This window comes from Williamsia sp. Y721 (assembly GCF_059683565.1).
Map to the genome: position 1 here is coordinate 1,262,243 of NZ_JCASNH010000002.1, position 21,089 is coordinate 1,283,331.

Here is a 21,089-nt window from a genome sequence, read left to right on the forward strand (position 1 = left end):
CGACAACGATGATGGAGAGGTTTGTATATGGCTGGTGTGGATGTCTCGGTGCGGTCCGATCTGAAACCGGATGCCGCGTGGGCGATGGCGTCGGATCTGAGCAGGTTCGACGAGTGGATGACGATCTTTGCGGGATGGAAGAGCCCGGTGCCTGCAGAGGTCGAGCTGGGGACGAAGGTCTCGTCCCTGATAAAGGTCAAAGGTTTCCGCAACACGATCCATTGGACGGTGACGCGGTACGAGAAACCTCAACTCCTCGAACTCTCCGGGCGTGGACGTGGTGGTGTTCACATCGACATCGAGTTGAAGGTGACTCCTGAAGGTGACGGCTCGGTCTTCGACCTGGGCGCATCGATCAGCGGTGGCGTGCTGAACGGCCCGATCGGCAATCTTGTCGCCAGGGTCATCGATTCCGACGTTCGCAGTTCGGTGGCAAACCTGGTGGCGCTGCGCTGAAGTCGTGTGTGATCCGGCGTCGACGGGGTTGCGACGCGGATGGGTTCAGGCCTGCGGTCTGACGGGTTCTGCGAGTCGTGGGACGGACAACGATCCCGTAGACCAGACTGGGAATCACTGTCTCGCCTGCCCGAGGTTTACGATTCTGGGCCAGCGGGCAGTCCACGGGGGAGGCCTGGTCGCCCGCGGTGGGCAACCAGAAGCCCCTCACCGAAGTAGGGAGAATCGTGAGTACCACGTATCAAGCAGTCGAGGTCTTGGCCGAGCGGTCGACAACCACCACGTCGGTGGGCATCGTCGGCTACATCATCATCGGCGGTCTCGCCGGTTGGATCGCCAGCAAGTTCATGGGAACCGACAAGGATATGGGCATCCTGCTGAACATCGTCGTCGGTGTGATCGGCGCCTTCCTCGGTGGCTTCCTCCTGAGTTTCGCCTTTGACACTGCAAGCGGTGGATGGTTCTTCACATTCCTCACGGCGCTGCTCGGTTCGGTGATCCTGTTGTGGATCGTGAAGAAGGTCAGAAGGTAGAACCGCCGGTGGTTCGGGTCCGTCGGGTCGGCGGCGTTACGGCGGCGGTGGTCGCACTCTTACTGACGGTGTCCTGTTCGACGCCGTCGAACGAAGACGCCCAGTCCGCTGACGTCTGCGCCATCCCGACGGACTCGGCACCCGATTCGGTTGCCCCTGCCGCATCGCCGAACCCGGGCGCGACTGCAACGCAGGATATTTCGACAAATCCCGAGGTCGCCACCGGTTATCGCAGCGATATGGTCGCGGTGCAGACGGAGTCGTTCGCCGCGGCCACCGCGAATCCGCTGGCCACCGAGGCGGCGTGCGAGGTCTTGGCCGACGGGGGAAGCGCGGGTGACGCTTTGGTCGCAGCCCAGATGATGCTGGGTCTGGTGGAGCCGCAGAGTTCGGGTATCGGCGGCGGCGCTTTCGCGCTGTATTACGACGCAGAAGACGGATCGGTCCAGGCCTACGACGGTCGTGAGGTGGCGCCTGCCGCCGCCACGGAGAACTATCTTCGCTGGGTCGACGACGCCAACCAGACCGAACCCGTGCCGAATACGCGTGCGAGTGGCCGATCCATCGGCGTGCCAGGGGTGTTGCGACTCCTCGAAGACGTCCACAACGAGCACGGAAGTGCCGATTGGCAGAGCCTGTTCGGATCCGCGACGCGATTGGCCGACAGCGGATTCGAGATCAGTCCCCGGATGGCTGCAGCCATCGCTGCCTCGGCCAAAGAACTGGCCGCCGACCCGGCCGCCAGTGAGTACTTCTTGAATCCCGACGGGACCGCCAAGCCCGCCGGGACCGTGTTGACGAATCCCGCATACTCGAAAACCCTGGGCGTTATCGCAACAGAGGGAGCCGACGCGTTCTACACCGGTCCCATCGCGGAATCCGTTGTTGCGAAGGCGGGCTCGACCGAGAACGGGATGACGCCGTCGCTGATCACACTCGACGACCTGGCGAACTACGACGCCAAGGTTCGTGAACCGATATGTGTCGGATATCGCGACAACCAGGTGTGCGGAATGCCGAACCCGTCCTCCGGCGGTCTGGCCGTGGCTTCCACGCTCGGCATTCTCTCGAACTTTCCCCTCGACCAGTACGGTCCGACCGCAGTCGACGCCAATGGTGGCGAGCCCTCTGTGTCAGGGGTGCACTTGATCGCCGAGGCCGAGCGTCTGGCCTATGCCGATCGGGACAAGTACATCGCCGACTCAGATTTTGTGCCGCTACCGGGTGGGAACTCGGATGCGCTGCTCGACCCCGCGTATCTCAAAGACCGCGCTGCGCTGATAGATCCGGAACGATCCATGGGTACCGCTACCGCCGGTGCATTCGACGCCGGTGAACCCATGGGCTGGTACGCCGGAGTCGAACACGGCACCAGTCATGTCTCCGTCGTCGACAAGGATGGGAACGCGGCGTCGATGACGACCACGGTCGAGTCGGCGTTCGGGTCATTCCACATGGTCGATGGTTTCATCCTCAACAATCAGCTCACCGACTTCTCAGCGGAACCGGTTGACGGGCAGGGCCTTCCGTTGGCGAATCGGGTGGAACCGAACAAGCGACCACGCAGCTCGATGGCACCGACGCTCGTCTTCGCTGAACCGCAGGGCGATCAACGCGGCGAGCTGGAGATGGTACTCGGATCGCCAGGGGGCTCGGTGATCATTCAGTTCGTGGTGAAAACCCTGGTGGGACTCATCGATTGGGGCCTGGATCCGCAGCAGGCCGTGTCAATGGTCGACTTCGGTGCCGCGAATACCCCGAAGACCAATGTCGGCGGCGAGCACCCGGATATCGACACCGCAGACGATGGTGCCGCAGATCCTCTGGTCCTGGGGCTTCGGCAGTTGGGGCATCAGGTGGATGTCGCAGATCAGTCCAGCGGCCTGAGTGCGCTGGTACGCACGGACCAGGGTTGGTCTGGCGGAGCCGACCCGCGTCGCGAGGGTATCGTCCTGGGCGACCCCCAATGACCTTGGAGATGGCATGACTCGGATCGGACGCTCTGACCTCGACGTATTCCCGCTCAATCTGGGCGGCAACACCTTTGGCTGGACCAGTGACGCGGATACGTCGTTCGCAGTGCTCGACGAATTCGTCTCCGCAGGTGGCAACTTCATCGACACCTCGGACAGCTACATGGCCTCGATTCCGGGCAACTCGGGTGGTGAGTCCGAAACGATCCTCGGGCAGTGGTTCACCACACGTGGCAGGCGAGACGACGTGGTGCTCGCCACCAAGGTGAGTCGGCATCCAGAGTTTCTGGGATTGGCGCCGGACAACATCGCCAAGGCAGCTGAGGCATCCCTGCGCCGCCTGCAGACCGATCACATCGACCTCTACTACGCGCACTACGACGATCCCGATGTGCCGCTGGAGGAGACGCTGGGCGCGTTCGATGCGTTGGTTCGAGCCGGCAAGGTCCGACATCTCGGTATTTCGAACTACTCGCCGGAGCGCATCACGGAGTGGTTGTCGATCTGCGAAACGAACGACTTCGCGAAACCGGTTGCCCTGCAACCACACTACAGTCTGGTTGCCAGAGAGCCCTTCGAGTCGGAACTGCGTCCCCTTGCCGAGCGGTTCGACCTGGGTGTGATGCCCTACTGGGCTTTGGCCAGTGGCTTTCTGACCGGCAAGTACCGGACGCAGTCCGACGTGGACGCCGCTGCACGCAGCAAGATCGTCGACCGCTACTTCAGTGCTGAAGGCTTGGCCGTTGTCAACGAGCTGGCGGTCATCGCGCAAGCTCGGGACGTGGAGATCGCCACTGTCGCTCTGGCGTGGACACGCCAACAACCGACCGTGGTCGCACCCATCGCCAGCGCCCGGGTTCCGGGGCAACTCGGCGCTCTGTTGGCATCGGTCGACCTGGAACTGACTGATACTGAACTACTTCAGCTCGATTCTGTTTCGGCCGCTGTGGGTCAGGGCTGACGTTTGAAACTTCACGGTGTGAGCTGCATCCGTTGGCAAACTCAGATGCGGGACCGCCGGCTCGACTGGATCGTCTGTCGGGACATGGCTGCCGACGCGTTGACAACGCGATCGCCATAGCGCTCCAGCACCAGTGCCTGTGTTGCCGCGAGGTGGGCGCGGGCAAAGCGTGCGGCCTCCTCGGCCCGTCCGGCCGCGATCTCTTCCACGAGGCGGCGATGGGCGTGGACCGCACCTTCGGCCTCGATCTGGGAGGGGTATTCGCCGTGCCGGGTGCGGGCTTCTGCCCAGGCTTCTTCCTGTGCCGACCACAGTGCGACGTAGCTGCCGACGGCATAACGGATGGTCGCGTTGGGTGTGAACGCCACGACGAGGTCGTGGAAGTCGCGGGCGGAGTTGGTGAAGTCGACGCCGCTGGTGATGTGCTCGACGGATTCGTCGATGGCCTTGGTCAGCGCCGGGACCACAACCTCGAGGCGGTCTTCGCGCTTGGCGCATTCTGCGGCGCACATCGGCTCGAGCATCTGCAGCCCGTCGGCGAGGTCTTTGAGGGTGACGCGACCGGCCTGAAGCGAAAGCCCGAGGTGGTAGGCGGCGGAGGTCTCATCGGGGCGGTGGACGTCCGCGCCGCCGATGTTGCCGCGCCGGACCGTGACCAGGCCTTCGGTCTCCAGGATGCGCAAGGCTTCGCGGATCGAGGGGTAGCTGACCCCGAAATCCTTGACCAGTTGTTCCTGGGTCGGGAGACGGTAGTGGTCGTCGGCGAGGATGTTGTCCCGCAGCTCGTCGGCAACGGTTTCGGCAATCCGACGCTGAGGAACACGGCGGCTCTGGGCAGATGTCACGCTCGCCACCTTATATTCACTCGGCCAGCTTAATCTGCCGAGACTTACCATTCAAGTATTCCAATCCTTATGAGGATTGAGTTACCGTGCTCTCATGGACTTCACGTTGGGTGAGGCGGCGAACGCGCTCCGCGACGACCTCCGCTGGCTGATCAAGGAAAATGTTCCGGCAGAGTTTCGGGGTGCGTTCACCGATGACCCGGACGACCTCGAAACCGCGCAGGCCTTCTGTCGCTTTCTCGCCGACCGTGACCTGCTCTGTATGGCCTGGCCCGAGGAGTTCGGCGGGCGGGGTGCCTCGGTCTGGGAGCAGACGGTGGTCCGCGAGGAGATGTGGGCACATCACGAACCGCGCGGTGCCCAGTACATGGGCGTCAACTGGGTCGGGCCGACAATCATGCGTCACGGGACAACACAGCAACAGCAGCAGCATCTCCCGCCGATCGCGCGCGGTGAGGTGATCTGGTGTCAGGGGTTCAGCGAACCGGGCTCCGGCTCGGACCTGGCCTCACTGCGCACCGCAGCGCGACGTGAGGGCGACGGGTGGAGCATTTCCGGGCAGAAGATCTGGACCTCGTACGCCACGATGGCCCAGTGGTGCTTCCTTCTCGCCCGCACCTCGTCGGGTGAGCGAAAGCAGCACGGTCTGACCGTCTTCCTGGTGCCGATGTCCGATCCGGCCATCGAGGTCCGGCCCATCCGTGCGATGTTGGGCCCTCACCACCTCAACGAGGTCTTCTTCAACGACCTCAAGGTCACGCAGGCCCATGTCCTCGGAACTGTGGACGAGGGATGGAAAGTCGTCCAGGAGGTCCTCGCATTCGAGCGGGTGGGCATCGCCCGGTATGCCCGGTGTGAGCGCTTGCTACAGGAAGCACCAGCGGTGCTGGGTGACGCATGGGATGATCTGCCTGCCGAACTCCACGCCCGCTGGGCCCGGATGTTGGTCCACTGCCGACGGGCCAGATTGCTCGCGTACCGGGTGGTGTCGATGCAGAACGAGGGGCAGGTACGTCCGGCCGACGCGGCGCTGTACCGGATCGCGGTGACCACACTCGACCAATCCAGCGCCAATGTACTGACGGAGCTCGCCACCTACGCGCCCCTGACGGGTGAAGAGGCAGAACGATTCCGGCTGGACGTGCAAGCTCACTGGAGCTACTCGCAGGCGGCGACAGTTGCGTCGGGCAGCATCGAGATGCAACGGATCCTGCTTGCCCGCAACCTGCTGGCGGCATCATGAACATCGACTTGAGCCCGGAAGCAACGGAATACGGCACTGCGGCGTTGCGCGCTTTCGAAGCGGCCGGTGGTGACCGGCTTCTCGAAGGAGCAGAGGTCGATCCGGCGGGCCGGGAACGATCCCTGGATTCGGTTTTCGCGGGCCTCGGCGCCTGGGAACTCAATCCTCGCGGAGATATCGATGAGCTCGAGGCGGCTGCTGCGCTGTGTCGAAGCGCCGGCTATTGGGGGATCCCGTATCCCGTGGCCGAGCGTCTCTCCAAGCCGGTTGACCTCGATGTCGACGGATTGGTGGTGGTCACCGATCATGGTCCGGCAGCTGCGATCTCCGACATCGAATTGCGATGGTCTGCAGTCACAGTGAGCGGTGTGCGCAGTGCCGTCACCGTGCTGCCTGCGATAGCGCCGCCGCGCACGTCGGCTTTTGTTGCACCGCTGGCGCTTACACCGATCGACAAGAACGGCGACAAGGATCTGGCGCTCGGGCTGGTGCTGCCCTGCTGGACGCTTCTGGGCATGCTCGACCGGGCTCTCGAACTCACCCGCGCGCACGTACTCATGCGTGAACAGTTCGGCCGACCGCTGGCCCAGCTCCAGGGTGTCCAGTTCCAGCTCACCGATGCTGAGGTGGAGCGCAGTGGCGTGGAAGTCCTTGCCAAGTACGCGCTGTGGAGCATCGAGGCAGGGCAGGCCGAGGCCGTCGACGATGCACTGGCGCTACGGTTGGCCGTCGTGGAGGCGGCCGACGTCGTGTTCCGCGTCGCTCATCAGCTGCACGGGGCCACCGGCTTCTGCGACGAGACCACCCTCTCGTGGCTCTCGCGGTACAGCCTGCCGTTGCGGCGACTGCCGCTGGGCCTGTCCGCAACCGGTGCCGCGCTCACCTCTCGCGTGGGGCGCAAAGGCCTGACCGGCCTGTTCGGCAACACCCTTGCCGCGGTGCCAGAGCCGGTGGCGATCATTCAATGAAAAACATTGGGGGACCGGTGAAGTACGACCTGCCCGACGAATTGACAGTGACCTGTGAAGGCCCGGTCCGTACGGTGACCATCAATCGTCCCGATGACCTGGGCGCGGTGAACAAGAACCTGCACTGGGCCCTGGCCAACGTCTGGCGGCAGATCGCTGCCGATCGCGACGCCGCCGTCGTGATTCTCACCGGTGCCGGCCGGGCGTTCAGCGCCGGTGGGGATCTCGCCTGGATCACCTCATTCCTCGACGACCCCGTCGGCCGCGATGAGAGCATCCGCGAAGGCGCCGAGATCATCGACGAGATGCTGCGTTTCCCACTCCCGATCATCGCTGCCGTCAACGGCCCGGCCGTGGGCCTGGGATGCAGCATCGCGGTGCTGTGCGACATCGTCCTGATTTCGGAGAAGGCCTATCTCGCCGATCCTCACGTGGCCGTCGGCCTGGCCGCCGGTGATGGGGGAGCCGCCTTTTGGCCGCTCCTCACCCCGATCTTGAGGTCGAGGGAGTACCTGTACACCGGCGATCGGATCCCGGCGGCCACAGCGGTCGAACTCGGGCTCGCCACCCGAATCTGCGCCCCCGACGATCTCGTCGATCAGGCAGGCGCCCTGGCGCAGCGCCTGGCAGCGCAACCCCGCGAGGCGCTACAGAGCACAAAACGTATCGTCAACATGCACCTGAGCCAGGCATTGGCCGGACCACTGCAGGCCGGGTTCGCCGCCGAAGTTGTCACGATGCAGACCGAAGAGCACCGGAAACGTCTTCTCGCACTGGTGGAACGGGCGCGTCCCTGATGGCAGCGGAACTCGGTGACTTTCAGAACGGGGACTTTCGGGCGACGGTCCGGAACTGGTGTGTGACACATATTCCGGCGGACTGGCGGGCGGCGCAGACCGGCGTTTCGGACGAGGTGTTCGTCCGCTTCCAGAAGGAGTGGTTCGCCGAGCTGAATGAGGCCGGTTACGCCGTGCCGCACTGGCCTGCGCAGTGGGGTGGCGGCATGACTGTCGAGCAGCAGGTAGTGCTCTATCAGGAGCTCGCCGCCCACGACGCACCACGATTGGTATTGCCGTTCGTGTCGATCCACCACGCGGCGTCGACGCTCCTGGCTGCGGGCACCGAGAAACAGCAGCAGCGCCACCTTCCGGCGATCCTCGGCGGCGAGATCTGGTGTCAGGGATTCTCCGAACCCGGCGCGGGTTCGGATATGGCGGCACTCAAGACATCCGCGCGCAGAGTCTCTGATGGTGTTGGGGGCGACAACTACATCGTCAACGGCCAGAAACTCTGGGCAAGCGGTGCGCTGCACGCGGATTGGTGTCTGCTGTTGGCCCGTACGGATCCGGATGCCCCCAAACGGCGCGGTATCTCGTACTTTTTGCTCGACATGCAGACACCCGGCGTCGAGGTCCGGCCCATCCGTCAAGCGACCGGGGAATCACATTTCTGCGAGATCTTCCTCAACGATGTGGTGATTCCGGCCGAGAACCTCGTCGGGCCGGAGAACGCCGGCTGGCAGGTCGCCCAGGAGACCCTCGGTGCCGAACGCGGTATGACGATGCTCGAACTGTCGGAGCGGCTGGCGCACGGCGGGTTTCGGTGGTTGGTGGAAGAGTGTTCCACACCTCGACGCGATGGATCTGTGCCACTGAATGATTCGCTGGTTGCGGATCGGCTGGCGATGCTGGAGACGAAGATCGAAGGACTGCGTCTGCTCTGCTCGGACTTTGCCACCAATGATCACCCCGGGCCCGCGGATGCCTCGATCGTGAAGCTGTTCTACAGCGAGTTGCTGCAGGAGCTGACCGACTTCGGCGCCGAGGTCGCCGGGCTGTCCGCGCAGACACACCTGCGCAAACCGCTGTCGAGCGGATGGGAATCGGGTTCCTGGGTCCTGGATTTCATCGGATCGTGGGAGTGGACCATTCCCGGTGGGACCAGTGAAATACAACGAAACATCATCGGCGAGCGAGGCCTGCGCCTGCCGCGAGAACCGGCAGGAACCTGATGACCACCGACAACCTATCCGATCTGCACAGCTCCTCCGACCCACACAGCCTTTCCGAGTTGCACGGGGAACTGCGCGCGGTGGCACGCGATCTGCTTGCCAAAGCCGAGGTGGGTACGCCGATCGATTGGCAGTTGGTCGCCGGATCCGGGTGGCTGGGGTTGGAGGCAGCCGAGGACTTCGACGGTGCCGATGCGACCTTTGCCGAGGTTGCCGTCGTGCTCCGAGAAACGGGCCGGGCGGTGACGACCGGCCCATACCCGGCCGTCGCAACGTTGAGCCTGGGACTGCTGGAGTTGCTGGCGCCGACTCCTGGTCGTGACCAGTTGTTGCGCGACACCGTATCCGGCGACGTGGTTCCCATCGTTGTGGTCGAAGGCGAGAACAACCTCGACGAAGTCGATCAGACTCCGTTCCGGATCACCCGTAGTGAGGCCGGATGGCAGCTCAGCGGTGAGGCCGACCTGGTCCTGGGTGCACCTGCTGCCGACCGGCTTCTGATCCCGGCGCTCGATTCGGATGAACCCGGCACGACCGTCGTCGTGGCCCTTGATCGCAACACCGCCGGATTGCTCGTTGTCGATCAGCCGGTCGTCGACCTCACCCGTGGCTTCGGTCGTGTGACCGCAGAGGACGTGGTGGTGTCGGTGGACTCGGTGTGGCAGTTCGAAACCGATGGGGCAGAGGCGTTGCGACATCTTCACGATCGCGCCGCACTCGGTGTGGCCTGCGACAGTCTCGGGCTCAGCGAGGCAGCAATGGCGGCAACTGTCGAATACGTCGGGGTGCGAGAACAATTCGGCCGCAAGATCGGGTCGTTCCAGGCCGTCAAACATGCCTGTGCAGACATGCTCGTCCAGGTGACGGTCGCGCAGAAGCTCGTCGATGCGGCCGTACGTGCACTGGCCACCGACCAGCCAGGCGCCGCAGTGGCCGTCGCGATGGCCAAATCGTTCACCGGTGGCATGGCCGTCGAGGTGGCGGGTAGTGCGATGCAGCTGCATGGCGGAATGGGTTACACGTGGGAAAGTGGCATCCACGTCTACCTCAAGCGGGCCATCCTGAATCGATCACTGTTCGGTTCGCCCGCACAACACCGTGAGGCGCTCGCCGCCAGACTCCGATAGTGTGCGGTTCTGGCGACGAAACCCGCAGGCGGAGACGAAGCCGCAGGCGAAGCTCGACCCGAATGGTTGGACGTCGCCAGAACCCCACATCATCGGGGTGCGGGGGCGAGCCTTTTCGCTGCGAGGTCGCGGATGTCGCTGGTCTTGATCTTGGAGCTACCGGTCAGAGTGATCTCGTCATCGGTGAAGAACAGAACATGGCGGGGCACTTTGTAACTCGCCAATTCGCCCTTGATGTATGCGCGGATCTCGTCGGGCTTCAGGTCTGCGCCGGCATGCGGGACGATGCACGCAACAACCACCTCACCGAGCGTCTCGTGGGGGACTCCGACGGTACGGGTCACCTTCACCCCGGGGTGCGCCACCAGAACCTCATCGACCTCGAGGGGTGAGACGTTGGCGCCACCGGTCTTGATGATGTCGGTGAGGCGGCCTTCCCAGAACAACCGGCCTTCGCCGTCGACGTACCCTCCGTCGCCGGTGGGGAAGAAGCCCTCGTCGTCGACCGACTCGCTCAGTGGTGTGCCGAGGTAGCCGAGCATCAGTGTCGGCCCCTTGACGCAGATCTCGCCGCGTTCGCCCACCGGCACGGTCTTGCCGGACAACGTGTCGACGATCTTGAACGTCACGCCCGGTAGTGGTTTGCCGCTGCTGCCGCCGGCCTCTTCCTCGGTGGTGTTTGCCGGGTAAATGGCTGAGATGGTGAAGGTTTCGGTGTTGCCGTAGGCGTAGCCGGGTTCGATCCACTCCGCTGTGACCGACGGGTGGCGTGCCACCGGGGTGCGATGGTCGACGAATCGCAAGCTGCTCAGATCCGCGGTGGCCCAGTTGGGTGCGGATTCGAATTGTGCCCACTGATGCGGCCAGGCGAAGGGGAAGTTGACCTTTTCGGACTCGATGAGCTCCAGCGCCTCGGTGGCATCGAAGGTCGTCTGCAGTACGAGTGAGCCGCCGCTGGACAGCGTATTGCCCAGTGCCATCGCGAAATTGCCGGACCAGAAGAATCCGTTCGCGCTCCAACACCGAATGTTGTCTTCCGGGCCGAAGTGGTAGAGCTGTCGGAATCGCCACAGTTGTATGGACACCCCACGATGGGCGCTGAAAATGCCCTTCGGTTTGCTGGTTGATCCCGACGAGAAGAACAGCACCGCAGTATCGCTCGGCTTCACCGCTGCGGCCGTGGCCTCGACCAGCTCGCGCGGTGAGGCCTGGCCCCTGGCGACGAAGTCATCCCAGGTCTCGATCGCACCCGGTAGATCGGAACCATCGCCAACCGCTGCAAGGTGGCGCAGGAAAGGGTATTTCGACGAATGGAGTTCGCCGGGGGCCGCGTCGTCGATCTGCGGTTCGAGGTCTCTCAACACCTTCGCGTAGTCGGTTTTGAGCACCTTGCGGTCGAACAGCAGCACGGAGACGCCGGAGACCCCGAGCAGGTGGTCCAGCTCGGCGGCGGTCGAGAACGTGCTGAGGGTGACGGCCACACCACCGGCGAGTGCGGTGCCGAACACCGCGGTGATCCACTCGGGTCGGTTGGTCATGAGCACGCCGACCCGACCGTCCTTGCCGATGCCGGACGCATGCAGCGCCCGGGCCACCTCGACCGCACGTTCCCACAGCTCGGTGTAGGACCAGCGGATGACACCCTCGGGGGTGTGCATCACCAGTGCTTCACGGTCGCCGTACAACTCGGTCACCTCACGCAAAAAGCCCGGCATCGTGAGAGTGCCGAGGCCGGGCTCTTCGCTCAGCGGCGGACCAGATACCACCGAGATTGCGGCGGTCGATTCGGTGGTGATCTGAGTACTCAAGGCTGACCTCGTTGTCGTCTTTGGGTGCGGGTCTGTCAGAGCGGTAGTTCGACCTCGGCAGTGCACGTCACCAGGGTGGTGCCGTCCTGGCTGGTGAGCTTCAACTTGATCTGGACAAGCGGTACGCCCCACTCGGAGTCGGCCTTTTTGTCCACGATCTCGGCGTCGAAGTAGGTCACATCGCCCTCGAACGCGGGTCCGCGGAAATCGGCCTTGGTGTGCCGGACCATGCCGTCGTGGCCGGCCCAGTTGGCGAGGAAGTCGGTGCACCAGGCACCCATCGTGGCGCCGTACCCATAGGCGCGTGCCATGCCGACCTCACCGGCCTTGTCGGCGTCGATGTGTCCACGCGAGGGGCCGACGTACAGGCCGTCCCGTTTGCGTGGATCGATCTTGGCGCCCTCCTCGTCGAAGCCGAAGCCCTCGACCCAACCCGGATCCTGATAGACCCAGGGATCGTCGACCCCTTCGGGTGCAACCCATTGGAAGGTGCCCCAGATGTTGAACAGGAAGGCGCGGTATTCGGTGGTGAAGCTCGCGATGGTGTGTGGACCGATCACCCGACGGTGGAGTTTGTCGCCGACGTTGACCTCATCGAAGTGCGGTGAGATGCCCAATCGGTTGGACATCAGCCAGTCGTCTCGGAGCTTTTCCACTTCGAGTAGCTCTGCATTGGTCCACTTCTTGACCACGCCGATCTCGTTGTCGTACATACCGCGCTTGGTGGCTTCGGCCGCGAGATAGCGTATGGCGGTCGACCGCTCCCTGGCGACCAACGCCCCGTGCTGATTCTTGTGGGCGGTGTCGCCGCGGGAGAACATGGTGGGTCCGGCAAACTTCGTCTCGGCCACCTTGTAGTCGTGAAACCACCTGTCCTGGAACAGTTTGTCACCCGGTCGCACGGGGGTTCCGTAGAACCACCATTCCTCGCCGCCGAAGATCAGGTGGCTGTTCGGGATGTGCCCCACACAGGCCGGCGCCGCCCCGTGTCCGTAGTCCAGGCCCACCGCGATGGACTGCGGTGCCACGAGCCCACCGAACTTCGAGTTGCGCGCGAACTCCTCATCCCAGTGCAGGGGGTTCGGGTTGTCCATCGCCATCACCCACCGGCGGATGTCAGAGGTGCTGCAGGGGTCCCAGAGTTGCCCGCCGCCAACGGGTTTGCCCACCCGGTGGTCGACGTCGGTCAGGTCGAGCTGGACGGCTTCGGTCTCGCTTGTGGTCATGTGTGTACTCCTGATTCAGCGATTGACGTCGACAACGATGCGGCCACGCACGGTGCCGTCCATCAGCTGGTCGGCTGCTTTGATCGATTCCGCAAGGGAGATCTCGGTGGCGATCGACTCCAGGGCGCTTGGATCGAGGTCGCGGGACAGGCGTGCCCAGGCGGTGATCCGTCGCTCGATGGGTGCCATCACGCTGTCGATGCCCAGTAGCGATACCCCACGCAGGATGAACGGCGCGACCGAAGCCGGGAAGTCCATGCCCTGCGCGAGACCACAGGCGGCGACGGTGCCGCCGTAGCGGGTCTGCGCGCAGGCGTTGGCCAGGGTGAAGCTGCCGACCGAGTCGACAACACCGGCCCAGCGTTCCTTCTGCATCGGCTTGCCCTTTTCGGAGAGCTCGGCCCGGTCGACGACGGTGGACGCACCGAGCGCCCGGAGATACTCGACCTCGGAGGTCTTACCGGTGGAGGCGGCCACGGTGAAGCCGGCCTTGGTCAACAGTGCGATCGCAACGCTGCCGACGCCGCCGGTGGCTCCGGTCACCAGGATCTCGCCCTGCTCGGGGCGCACGCCTGCGTTGACTAATGCCTCGACGCAGAGGCTGGCCGTGTAGCCGGCGGTGCCGATCGCCATGGCCTGCTTGGCGGTGAACTCGGCGGGCAGCGGTACCAGCCAGTCACCGTTGAGGCTGGCGCGCTGGGCGAAGCCGCCCCAGTGGGTTTCACCGACGCCCCAGCCGTTCAGGACGACCCGATCGCCGGTGGACCACTTGGCGTGCGAGCTGGCCGTGACGGTGCCTGCCAGGTCGATGCCGGGAACCATCGGGAACTTGCGGACCACCGGGGACTTGCCGGTGATGGCAAGGGCATCTTTGAAATTGAGTGAGGAGTAGTCCACGTCTATCTGGACGTTTCCCTCGGGAAGCTCGGTTTCTTCGACGTTTTGGAGGGCAACGGATTGCCCCGCTTCGCCCTTTTCGATGACAACTGCCGAAAACATGAGAGAAGTAGTCCTTTCAACCGCCCCAAAGCGGGGCAACAATGTGGCCGACATTACGTCAATCCTCGTAAGGATTGCAATGCTTGCAGGTGCTATTGGCTGGGAGTCAGCGTGCTGTCCATCCGCCGTCGACCACGATGGTCTGGCCGGTGACATAACTCCCGGCATCGGAGGCGAGCCAGAGCACGGCGCCGACAATGTCTTGCGCGGAACCTTCTTTCGGTAGTGGTGTGTTGCGACGTAGGTACTCCGATGCGCGCTCACTGGTGTAGAGCGGCCCGGTGATCTCACTGCGGAAGAAGCCGGGTGCCACGGTGTTCACCCGGATCGAGTGCCTGGCCCACTGCACCGCGAGTTCGGCTGTCAGCCCGGACAGCCCGGCCTTGCTTGCGGCGTAGGACGCCTGCGGGATCCCGGGGATGCCGACCTGACCACTGATGGACGAGATGTTCACGATCGAGCCGCCGCCGGCTTCCACCAGGTGGGGAAAAGCGCTCTGGGCCAGCAGGAAAGGTGCCATCAGATTCAGGCCGAGGGTGTTCCGGATGGCCTCCAGTGGTTCGGACTCCGCCTTCTCCTCGGTGAACATGCTGCCTGCGCCGTTGATGATGATGTCCGGTGGTCCGAGTTCGTCCACCACGGTGGGCACGATGGTGCCGACCTGTTCGAGATCTGACAGGTCGCAGGAAACCGCAAGGCCGTTGATCCGTTCGGCGACCGCGCTCAGCCTGTCTTTGCGCCGGGCGACCACCGCAACGCGGGCGCCGGCCTCGGCCAGGGTTTCCGCGACCGCAACCCCCAGTCCTGACGATCCGCCGGTCACGATTGCGACTTTGCCCTTGAGATTGAACAGCTCGCTCACGCGGTGGTTCCCTTCGAGGTCGCCTGTCGGCCGGAAATGCGTTGTTGTTCAACGAACTCGGCAAGTCCGGCCCGCTGCACCTTGCCCATCGCGTTCACCGGCAGCGCATCGACCTGGGTCCAGGCCTCGGGGACTTTGTACGACGACACCTCGCGACGGCAATGCGCCGTGAGATCGTCGAAATCCAATGTGGAGAACGAACTCTCGACCACCGCCGCCACGCGCTGTCCGAGGCGGTCATCGGGGATCGGGTACACCGCCACCTTCTCGACATCCGGATGCGTGCTGATTGCTCGCTCCACCTCGAGTGGATAGATGTTGGCCCCGCCACGGATGATCACCAGCTTCTTGCGGTCGATCACCGTCAGCCACCCGGAGCCGTCGACGGTTCCGATGTCGCCGGTCGGCAGCGGGCCCGGCGCTGCCTCGTCGAGCCCATCGGGGCCCCAGTGGCCGAGCATGGGGCGCCAGGCCCCGGCCCATTCTCCGCCGGAAGCAGCGGTCAACTTCAGCTCGCCGGATTTGCCTGCGGGCAACCGATGGTTGTCGTCGTCGTATGCGGCGACGTCGAAGTGCGGCAGTACCTGCCCGCTGGCCCGCACCCGCCACTGGCCATCGGGTGGATCGATCGACACGACGGTGGGTGCCTCGGTCAGGCCGTAGGTGACGCGCGGGATCAGTCCGTGGGCGTCGGCGAATTCCTGGCGCAGGGCGTCTGACGTGTCACCGCCGCCGCTCCAGACCTCGCGCAACGAGCTCAGATCGGCGTCGGGACAACGGGCGAGGTCGTAGAGCTGTGCGGGTGCGCCGTTCCACACCGTCACGCGCCGGGTGCTGATCCACTCGACGAGCCCGTCGACGTCACGACGGTTCATCACCACCGCACACCCGCCGGCCTGGGCGGTGAGCAGTGTCGACAAGACCATGAGGTTGAGGATCGTCAGCGGGAAGCTGTCTCCCTTGCGCAGGTCGGGACCCCATCCGCGGGTCCTGTTGAGCACGGCACCGGGCAGCAGCAGATTTCGGTGGCTGTGGACCACGGCCTTGGCGCGACCCGAGGTACCGCTGGTGAACGCGATCCCGGCCGGGGCGTCGATGTCCGGTTCCACCTCCGGTGCCTCGAAGTCGCTGCGAAGCAACTCGGACCATCGTTCGGGCTCAACACATTCCGGGCCGGTCACCTTGCCGTTCGTTCCCGACAGCACCGCAGTGGGCCCGCACAGGTCGACGATGTCCTGTTGTTCGCCTGCCGACAACGCCTCGCCGACTCCGGCCCAGATCGCGCCGATCCGCTGGGCGCCATGAAATGCCGCCACGATGTCGAGATCATTGGGCAGGCAGGCGGTCACCCGATCGCCCGGACGTACGCCCAGCGACCACAGTGCACCTGCGGCCCGCCGGGCCTGATCATCGAGTTCGGTGTACGTCCAGATGCCGGAGGCGGCCTCGACCGCGGGGGCATCCGGGCGGTCCGTGACCGCGCGGTCGAGGACGTTTCCGATCGGCTTGAAAATCTCCACCTGCTAGTCATACCACTATCCTTGTAAACATTGACCTGATAGCTTGGGTTCGTTGTCGAAGAGGCGGGTTAGGGATGAAACACACAGGTCCGTTGGTCGGCGTACGCGTGGTCGATCTGACGGCAATGGTCATGGGCCCCTACTGCACTCAGGTGATGGCAGACATGGGCGCCGACGTCATCAAGATCGAGATCCCGGCCGGGGACAACACCCGATACATATCGGTGGGTCCCGAGCCGGGCATGGGTGGCGTGTTCGTGAACGTGAATCGCGGCAAGCGCAGCGTTGTCCTCGATCTGCGCGCCGACGACGACAAACAGGTTCTGCGTGACCTGATCAGCGGCGCCGACGTGTTCATCCACTCGATGCGCGGTACGGCGATCGCCAAACTCGGCTTCGACTACGACGAGGTCGCCGCGATCAACCCGTCGATCATCTACACCAACTGCTACGGCTACGGCCGCCGCGGCCCGGATGCGAATCTCACCGCCTACGACGACACCATCCAGGCCGAATGCGGCCTGCCGTTCGCCCAGGAGCAACTCACCGGCGAGCCCGGCTACGTCGGCACGATCATCGCCGACAAGGTCGCCGGGATGACGGCGCTCTACGCCACCACGATGGCGTTGTTCCATCGCGAACGTACCGGCGAAGGTCAAGAGGTGGAGGTGGCGATGTTCGAGACGATGGCCGCGTTCATGCTGGTCGAACATGCCGGCGGCGCGATGTTCACGCCGCCGCTGGGACCGGCGGCCTACCACCGCGCGGTGTCGCCGAACCGAAAGCCGTACCGCACCAAGGACGGCCACATCTCGGCGCTGGTCTACAACGACAAGCAATGGGACGCGTTTGTTGCAGCCGTCGCCCCCGAATGGGCTGGTGAGCATTTTGCCACCCTCGGGCAGCGCGCCGCACGGATCAACGAGGTGTACTCGCTTCTGGGAGAGACATTTTCGGAGCGCACCACCCAGGAATGGCTCGACCTGCTGCGTTCGCTGGACATCCCGGCTGCGCCCGTCCGGTCACTCGACGAACTGTTCGACAACCCGCACCTGGAGGCGGTGGACTTCTTCGAAGAGGTCGAATCACCCTATGGTTCAGTCCGTTTCCCCGGTCCGCCCACCTGGTTCTCCCGAACACCCGGCCGGATCGACAGCGCGGCACCCAGGCTCGGTGAGAACACCGAAGAGGTCAAGGCCCAGGTGCGCTCGGTAGACGGGGCCTGGTCCTGATGGCGGTATCCGCGACGATCGACCTGCAGCGGTACCTGCTCCCCGGCGATCGGATTGTCATCGGGCAGGCCTGTGGTGAACCCACAACACTCATCGAAGCCCTGATCGAGCAGGGCCACGAGGTGGGCGGGCTTTCAGCGTTCATCTCGACCAGCTTCTCCGGGCTCTTCACGCCGGAGACGGCCAAGAGTTTCTCGCTGTCGAGCATGGGTGCCATGGGCTCGTTGCGGGTGATGAGCAAAGCCCATGAGCTCGATGTCGTTCCGTGCCACGTCGGCCAGATCGCCCCGATGATCGCGGGTGGTGACATGGGCTGCGACATCGCATTGATCCAGGTCAGTCCGGCCGATGCCGACGGCAACCACAGCTTCGGACTCATCAGCGACTACGTGCAGGCAGCCGTCGCCAGGGCGCGCGTTGTCATCGCCGAGGTCAACGATCAGGTGCCCTACACCTGCGGCGAGAAGGTGCCCGCCACGGCGATCGATTACGCCGTGCACGTCTCGCGGACCCCGGTCGAGGTGACGTCCGCTGCGATCAACGACACCGATCTGGCGATGGCCGAACATGCCGCTGCGTTCATCGGCGACGGTTCGGTCATCCAGATGGGTATCGGCGCGGTCCCGGAGGTGATGTTGCGGCTCCTGCGCGATCGCCGCGACCTGGGCGTGCACTCCGGCATGGTCGGGGACGGGTTGGTCGACCTGATCGAGGCCGGCGCAGTCACCAACGCCCGCAAGAGGATCGACCGCGGCGTGAGTATCGCCGGCGCCCTGATCGGTACCCGGCGGTTGTACGACTTCGCCCATCAGAACCCCGAACTCCGGATGTGCAATACGGCGTACACCCATGAGGCGGCGGTGATGGCGCAACTCGAGAACTTGGTGACCATCAATTCGGCCCTGGAAGTGGATCTGACCGGGCAGGTCAACGCTGAGCAGAGCGGCGCCGCCTACCTCGGCGGCACCGGTGGTCAGCTCGACTTTGTTCGCGGGGGCGCACGGTCGCCGGGTGGGCACGCGATCATCGCGCTCCCGGCGACCGCGAAGAAGGGAACGATCAGCCGGATCACGGCTCGGCTGTCGGGTCCGGTCACCACGCCGCGCAGCGACGTCGACGTGATCGTCACCGAGTTCGGCGCAGCGCAGCTCCGTGGCCAGAGCTTGGCCGAGCGCTCCAAACGCCTTATCGCCATTGCGCATCCGGACTTTCAGGAAGAACTTTCGCGCGAGGCGCACATCATTCAGCAGAGGGGATATTAGTGAGCGACGCCGTCCTGTTCGACGCCCGCGACGACGGGATAGCGATCATCACGATCAATCGTCCCGACACCCGTAATTGCCTGTCGCTGGAGGTCCGCGAGGGTCTGCGCGACGCCTGGGAACGCTTTGAAAACGACACCGCGCTGCGGGTCGCGGTCCTGACCGGCGCCGGTGAGACATTCTGTGCCGGAGGCGATCTCAAGGAGATGGTCGCGACCGGGATGGCGGTGCCGCCACGCGACATGTTCGCGCTTCCCTATGACACCGTCGAACTGTCGAAACCGACCATCGCCGCGGTTAACGGATACGCCTTCGCAGGCGGCTGGATGATCGCGCAGGCGTGTGACCTGTGTGTGGCCAGTACCAGCGCCAAGTTCGCGGTCACCGAGGTGAAGGTCGGCCGGAGTTCGCCATGGGCGTCGCCGCTGATCCACATGATCCCGCAACGGATCATGATGGAAATCCTGCTCACCGGAAAGCCGATCAGCGCGCAGCGTGCCTACGAGATCGGTCTGGTCAACCGGATCACAGAGCCGGAGAATCTGCTGAGCGAGGCGATCGCGCTTGCCGCGGACATCCTCGCCGGCGCGCCGCTTTCCGTGAAAGCTGCACGCGACACGGTGATGATCGCAACCGAGATGGGCCGGTCGGAGGCGCTGGTTGCCGCCAGGGCCGCCGCCGAAGACTGCTACAACAGCGCCGACGCACAGGAGGGACCCACTGCGTTTTCGCAGAAACGGGCGCCTGTGTGGACTGGAGCCTGAAGCACGGCGGTTGGTGATCCCGCTGGAATCGTCAAGGTGACTTACGGCATTGGTACGCTCATGGAGCACGGCAACCTGGGGGTCGGTATGTCAGAACCTGCAGACGAGGCGGCGCACGCGGACGCCGACTTTGGCGAATCAGAGCGTGGATCGGTCGACGCGAACATCCGGGCGCGAATCCTCCAAGGCCTCGCGACGGCCGACTACCGTAAAGCCCTCGCCGATCGCGGTGTCACAACTGTCTCACTCGACGAGGTGGGGCGGCTTGTCGAACATCGACCAGATGGCACCACGGCGATGCTCGACGGCGAGTGACACTTGAGTTGCGGCTGCCTGAGGAGTGGTGTCGTACCCCTCATCTAGACTCAAATGTATGTTCGAGGGGGAGATCGAAGATGCAGGTGGGGACGATGAAATCGGTCCTGTCGAGTCGCTGGGTGTCAACGAGTTGTTGCGTAACACCGAGCTCGCGATGGTCCAGCAGTCGCGGATGGAGTGGGAGCGGTATGCCGCTGCAGCGATGCTGCATCGACATCTCGTAGAGCCGACCGTAGGGACCGAGGCGGAGATGCGGGCGCTTGATCCGTTCGCGCAGTGTGCGGCGAGATTGTCTGCCGCACAGGGCCTGACGCAGCGGACCGCGGAGCTGCAGATCAATCGCGGGGTCGCGCTGCGCGATCGCCTGCCAGCGGTCAATGCGTTGTTGAAAGCCGGCCGCATCGCCGCGCACCACATCCCCGACATCATCGCCCGCACCGAACTGATCGAGGGTTCGGCCCACGTGGCCGATATCGATCGCGCGATCGCCGAAGCACTGCGTCGGCGTGGGTCGTGGTCGAAGGGTCGGATGCGAGACATGGTCGATGCCATCATCTTCCGCCGAGACCCGGACCTGGTGCGTAAGAACCGGGAGGATGCGAAAAACAACCGTGGGGTGTGGGCCAACAACACCGACCACGGCATGGCGGTTTTGGATGCCCATTCCACGGCCGAGGAATTGACGTTGATTATGGCGCGGCTCGAAAAGCTGGCGATGGCCACGTGTAAGGCCGATCCGCGGAAGAAGTCTGATCGGATGGCCGATGCGTTGTTTGCCACGGTGATGGGTCGCGAATTCCGTTGTGAATGCCCGAACGACCCAAAACATCCCTGTACCGCTGAAATCGTCACTGTTCCTGCCGGACAAGTCATCTCAGGCGTGGACGTGAAGATCGTGCTGCACGTGATCACCGACCAGCCGACCTTGGAAGGAACCGCAACCAATCCCGGATTCATGGATGGTCACGGTGTCATCTCCGG

At 64.2% G+C, this 21,089-nt stretch carries 20 protein-coding genes; 14 read left to right on the forward strand and 6 right to left on the reverse strand.

Annotated features, from left to right (window positions below):
* The first annotated feature begins 27 nt into the window (after positions 1 to 27).
* The 4 genes from AC56PL_RS14565 to AC56PL_RS14580 all read left to right on the forward strand — a co-directional run bounded on the left by AC56PL_RS14565 (position 28) and on the right by AC56PL_RS14580 (position 3,923).
* A complete protein-coding gene (locus tag AC56PL_RS14565) occupies positions 28 to 456 on the forward strand; it encodes a type II toxin-antitoxin system Rv0910 family toxin (protein ID WP_495514378.1) in 429 nt (142 codons plus the stop codon).
* A gap of 227 nt (positions 457 to 683) precedes the next feature.
* On the forward strand, positions 684 to 989 hold the full coding sequence (locus AC56PL_RS14570; protein ID WP_497154259.1) for a GlsB/YeaQ/YmgE family stress response membrane protein: 306 nt from the start codon (positions 684 to 686) through the stop codon (positions 987 to 989).
* Between the two features lie 8 nt (positions 990 to 997).
* The gene (locus AC56PL_RS14575; protein WP_497154260.1) at positions 998 to 2,959 is read left to right on the forward strand and encodes a gamma-glutamyltransferase family protein; all 1,962 of its coding nucleotides are present in this window, start codon (positions 998 to 1,000) and stop codon (positions 2,957 to 2,959) included.
* Positions 2,960 to 2,972: 13 nt separating this feature from the next.
* The gene (locus AC56PL_RS14580; RefSeq protein WP_497154261.1) at positions 2,973 to 3,923 is read left to right on the forward strand and encodes an aldo/keto reductase; all 951 of its coding nucleotides are present in this window, start codon (positions 2,973 to 2,975) and stop codon (positions 3,921 to 3,923) included.
* A gap of 41 nt (positions 3,924 to 3,964) precedes the next feature.
* On the opposite strand, the gene AC56PL_RS14585 is transcribed toward AC56PL_RS14580, so the two are convergent.
* On the reverse strand, positions 3,965 to 4,768 hold the full coding sequence (locus tag AC56PL_RS14585) for a GntR family transcriptional regulator (protein WP_495514382.1): 804 nt from the start codon (positions 4,766 to 4,768) through the stop codon (positions 3,965 to 3,967).
* A gap of 94 nt (positions 4,769 to 4,862) precedes the next feature.
* Between AC56PL_RS14585 and AC56PL_RS14590 the strand changes: the two genes are divergently transcribed.
* Genes AC56PL_RS14590 through AC56PL_RS14610 form a run of 5 tightly spaced genes read left to right on the forward strand, consistent with a single transcriptional unit; the run spans position 4,863 to position 10,117 of the window.
* On the forward strand, positions 4,863 to 6,011 hold the full coding sequence (locus tag AC56PL_RS14590; RefSeq protein ID WP_497154262.1) for an acyl-CoA dehydrogenase family protein: 1,149 nt from the start codon (positions 4,863 to 4,865) through the stop codon (positions 6,009 to 6,011).
* Complete coding sequence (locus tag AC56PL_RS14595; RefSeq protein ID WP_497154263.1) at positions 6,008 to 6,979, forward strand: acyl-CoA dehydrogenase family protein; 972 nt, start codon at positions 6,008 to 6,010, stop codon at positions 6,977 to 6,979. Before AC56PL_RS14590 ends, AC56PL_RS14595 begins: the two co-directional genes overlap by 4 nt.
* Before the next feature lie 17 nt (positions 6,980 to 6,996).
* Positions 6,997 to 7,776 (forward strand): enoyl-CoA hydratase/isomerase family protein, encoded by a 780-nt coding sequence (locus tag AC56PL_RS14600; protein ID WP_497154309.1) that lies wholly within the window; start codon positions 6,997 to 6,999, stop codon positions 7,774 to 7,776.
* The gene (locus AC56PL_RS14605) at positions 7,776 to 8,990 is read left to right on the forward strand and encodes an acyl-CoA dehydrogenase family protein (protein WP_497154264.1); all 1,215 of its coding nucleotides are present in this window, start codon (positions 7,776 to 7,778) and stop codon (positions 8,988 to 8,990) included. Before AC56PL_RS14600 ends, AC56PL_RS14605 begins: the two co-directional genes overlap by 1 nt.
* Entirely contained in the window at positions 8,990 to 10,117 is a 1,128-nt protein-coding gene (locus AC56PL_RS14610) for an acyl-CoA dehydrogenase family protein (protein WP_497154265.1), read from the forward strand. The genes AC56PL_RS14605 and AC56PL_RS14610 overlap by 1 nt, the downstream gene beginning before the upstream one ends.
* An 89-nt stretch (positions 10,118 to 10,206) precedes the next feature.
* Here AC56PL_RS14610 and AC56PL_RS14615 read toward each other — a convergent pair whose 3' ends face one another.
* The 5 genes from AC56PL_RS14615 to AC56PL_RS14635 all read right to left on the reverse strand — a co-directional run bounded on the left by AC56PL_RS14615 (position 10,207) and on the right by AC56PL_RS14635 (position 16,532).
* The gene (locus AC56PL_RS14615) at positions 10,207 to 11,925 is read right to left on the reverse strand and encodes a class I adenylate-forming enzyme family protein (RefSeq protein ID WP_497154266.1); all 1,719 of its coding nucleotides are present in this window, start codon (positions 11,923 to 11,925) and stop codon (positions 10,207 to 10,209) included.
* Positions 11,926 to 11,960: 35 nt separating this feature from the next.
* Positions 11,961 to 13,151, reverse strand: coding sequence for an FAS1-like dehydratase domain-containing protein (locus AC56PL_RS14620; RefSeq protein WP_495514388.1), 1,191 nt, complete (start codon positions 13,149 to 13,151; stop codon positions 11,961 to 11,963).
* Between the two features lie 15 nt (positions 13,152 to 13,166).
* On the reverse strand, positions 13,167 to 14,150 hold the full coding sequence (acuI, locus tag AC56PL_RS14625) for an acrylyl-CoA reductase (NADPH) (protein ID WP_497154267.1): 984 nt from the start codon (positions 14,148 to 14,150) through the stop codon (positions 13,167 to 13,169).
* A gap of 106 nt (positions 14,151 to 14,256) precedes the next feature.
* Positions 14,257 to 15,012: an SDR family NAD(P)-dependent oxidoreductase gene (locus AC56PL_RS14630; protein ID WP_497154268.1), complete on the reverse strand. Its 756-nt coding sequence runs from the start codon at positions 15,010 to 15,012 to the stop codon at positions 14,257 to 14,259.
* Entirely contained in the window at positions 15,009 to 16,532 is a 1,524-nt protein-coding gene (locus AC56PL_RS14635) for a class I adenylate-forming enzyme family protein (RefSeq protein ID WP_497154269.1), read from the reverse strand. Before AC56PL_RS14635 ends, AC56PL_RS14630 begins: the two co-directional genes overlap by 4 nt.
* 74 nt (positions 16,533 to 16,606) lie before the next feature.
* Here AC56PL_RS14635 and AC56PL_RS14640 point away from each other — a divergent pair, with 74 nt between their 5' ends.
* The 5 genes from AC56PL_RS14640 to AC56PL_RS14660 form a co-directional block, all read left to right on the forward strand.
* A complete protein-coding gene (locus tag AC56PL_RS14640) occupies positions 16,607 to 17,764 on the forward strand; it encodes a CaiB/BaiF CoA transferase family protein (RefSeq protein WP_497154270.1) in 1,158 nt (385 codons plus the stop codon).
* A complete protein-coding gene (locus tag AC56PL_RS14645) occupies positions 17,764 to 19,026 on the forward strand; it encodes an acetyl-CoA hydrolase/transferase family protein (RefSeq protein ID WP_497154271.1) in 1,263 nt (420 codons plus the stop codon). The genes AC56PL_RS14640 and AC56PL_RS14645 overlap by 1 nt, the downstream gene beginning before the upstream one ends.
* Positions 19,026 to 19,790, forward strand: coding sequence for an enoyl-CoA hydratase/isomerase family protein (locus AC56PL_RS14650; protein ID WP_497154272.1), 765 nt, complete (start codon positions 19,026 to 19,028; stop codon positions 19,788 to 19,790). Before AC56PL_RS14645 ends, AC56PL_RS14650 begins: the two co-directional genes overlap by 1 nt.
* Positions 19,791 to 19,877: 87 nt before the next feature.
* A complete protein-coding gene (locus AC56PL_RS14655) occupies positions 19,878 to 20,105 on the forward strand; it encodes a hypothetical protein (RefSeq protein WP_495514395.1) in 228 nt (75 codons plus the stop codon).
* A 58-nt stretch (positions 20,106 to 20,163) separates the two neighbouring features.
* Positions 20,164 to 21,089 (forward strand): DUF222 domain-containing protein (locus AC56PL_RS14660; protein ID WP_497154273.1); only part of this gene is annotated, 926 nt, incomplete at its 3' end.

What these genes read in the sequence shown, in the direction of transcription:
- AC56PL_RS14655 (WP_495514395.1), top strand. Translation starts at nt 19,878, where the DNA reads ATGTCAGAACCTGCAGACGAGGCGGCGCACGCGGACGCCGACTTTGGC.
- AC56PL_RS14565 (WP_495514378.1), top strand. Translation starts at nt 28, where the DNA reads ATGGCTGGTGTGGATGTCTCGGTGCGGTCCGATCTGAAACCGGATGCC.
- acuI (WP_497154267.1), bottom strand. Translation starts at nt 14,150, where the DNA reads ATGTTTTCGGCAGTTGTCATCGAAAAGGGCGAAGCGGGGCAATCCGTT.
- AC56PL_RS14645 (WP_497154271.1), top strand. Translation starts at nt 17,764, where the DNA reads ATGGCGGTATCCGCGACGATCGACCTGCAGCGGTACCTGCTCCCCGGC.
- AC56PL_RS14605 (WP_497154264.1), top strand. Translation starts at nt 7,776, where the DNA reads ATGGCAGCGGAACTCGGTGACTTTCAGAACGGGGACTTTCGGGCGACG.
- AC56PL_RS14580 (WP_497154261.1), top strand. Translation starts at nt 2,973, where the DNA reads ATGACTCGGATCGGACGCTCTGACCTCGACGTATTCCCGCTCAATCTG.
- AC56PL_RS14620 (WP_495514388.1), bottom strand. Translation starts at nt 13,151, where the DNA reads ATGACCACAAGCGAGACCGAAGCCGTCCAGCTCGACCTGACCGACGTC.
- AC56PL_RS14590 (WP_497154262.1), top strand. Translation starts at nt 4,863, where the DNA reads ATGGACTTCACGTTGGGTGAGGCGGCGAACGCGCTCCGCGACGACCTC.
- AC56PL_RS14640 (WP_497154270.1), top strand. Translation starts at nt 16,607, where the DNA reads ATGAAACACACAGGTCCGTTGGTCGGCGTACGCGTGGTCGATCTGACG.
- AC56PL_RS14595 (WP_497154263.1), top strand. Translation starts at nt 6,008, where the DNA reads ATGAACATCGACTTGAGCCCGGAAGCAACGGAATACGGCACTGCGGCG.
- AC56PL_RS14610 (WP_497154265.1), top strand. Translation starts at nt 8,990, where the DNA reads ATGACCACCGACAACCTATCCGATCTGCACAGCTCCTCCGACCCACAC.